The sequence below is a fragment of the Planctomycetota bacterium genome (genome assembly GCA_016872555.1).
Lineage (GTDB): Bacteria > Planctomycetota > Planctomycetia > Pirellulales > UBA1268 > F1-20-MAGs016.
The window spans coordinates 1-1,132 of record VGZO01000158.1; the positions used below are offsets into that span (position 1 = coordinate 1).

General features: G+C 56.4%; 3 protein-coding genes. 2 read left to right on the forward strand and 1 reads right to left on the reverse strand.

What is annotated here, in order from left to right; translation table 11 throughout:
* The coding region (locus FJ309_17690; protein MBM3956407.1) for a hypothetical protein at window positions 1–202 on the forward strand (202 nt) is incomplete at its 5' end.
* A gap of 33 nt (window positions 203–235) precedes the next feature.
* On the opposite strand, the gene FJ309_17695 is transcribed toward FJ309_17690, so the two are convergent.
* Window positions 236–472 (reverse strand): hypothetical protein, encoded by a 237-nt coding sequence (locus tag FJ309_17695; protein MBM3956408.1) that lies wholly within the window; start codon window positions 470–472, stop codon window positions 236–238.
* Between the two features lie 143 nt (window positions 473–615).
* Between FJ309_17695 and FJ309_17700 the strand changes: the two genes are divergently transcribed.
* Window positions 616–1,035 (forward strand): hypothetical protein, encoded by a 420-nt coding sequence (locus FJ309_17700; protein ID MBM3956409.1) that lies wholly within the window; start codon window positions 616–618, stop codon window positions 1,033–1,035.
* Window positions 1,036–1,132 lie beyond the last annotated feature (97 nt).

Genomic DNA, 1,132 nt, shown 5'->3' on the forward strand with positions numbered 1-1,132 from the left:
TGATACCGCCTGCCACTGGTATGTGGTGAATCCCGACAACACGTTTGGCAAGGGATTCAGTTGGATCACTGCTCCTGAATTTGATATTGCCACTCTGAGGGATATCGGCATTCAGCACGAAGTGACCTTGGCGGCGGGGCATCAGACCACCGTGGAACTGATGGATGCAACTTCAGGTCTCAAATACGGCGACGACTATTGATCGCAACTTCACGACTGATCTGCGGTGCAGCGATCAGACCTTAAAAACCCGTTGGAGATGGACGATGGGGTTATCGCTGTCCTGACCACGAACCTCCCAATGCTCTGTGTCCCCACTCCTCAGTAGAGCACGGAAGTCATCGGCATCAATGAAAATGCCTGTCGCCACCGCCAGATCAACCATCTCCTCTGGTGTGCTGGCGTTATAGAACTCGTGTTCAATCTCTGGGTCACCATCCACCTGATGGCAGAGGTGATCGAGGGCATCCAGAAGCGGTTGCGAGTAGGTGTCCACGCTGCGGAAGCAGGTGAAACAGAACGCTACTCAGGAGGCAGTTTCCTGAGCACATAACTTTACAGAGGCAGCATCAGGCGCTATAATCACAGCACAGAAACCCACAGAGGTTCAATCCAATGCTCAAGACCAGCACCAACGGCACTCAGGCACCGACCGCCACGAAGTTCACTCTGCGACCCACTGCCGAAACCCTGGCGGATCTGTCACGCCCCATTGATCCTCGGCACCTCAAGACCAGGAAGCAGGGCAACACGACCCTGACCTACTGCCCCTGGAACACCATTGCCAAGCACCTGCATCACCGTGCCCCTGGTTGGTGTTGGGAGGTTCAATCGGTTCAGGAGGTTGGCGGTGCCGTTGTGGTCACTGGTCGCCTGACCATCCCCACCGCCGATGGCGATCTGCTCCACTACTCGGCGGTTGCTTCGGAACCGCTGGAGTCCAAGTCACAGGCACCTGCTGCTGAGGTTGCTGCGTCCTCTTGCTTGAGGCGTGCGGCAGCATTGGCGGGTCTGGGTCTGGAGTTGTGGGGTTGATCAGATGACCATCAACATCGAATGGCAAGACCAGTTCGGTCGCTGGCATCACTACCAGACCAAGCAGAACCAGGCGGATGCCTATCGGGTTGCTCAG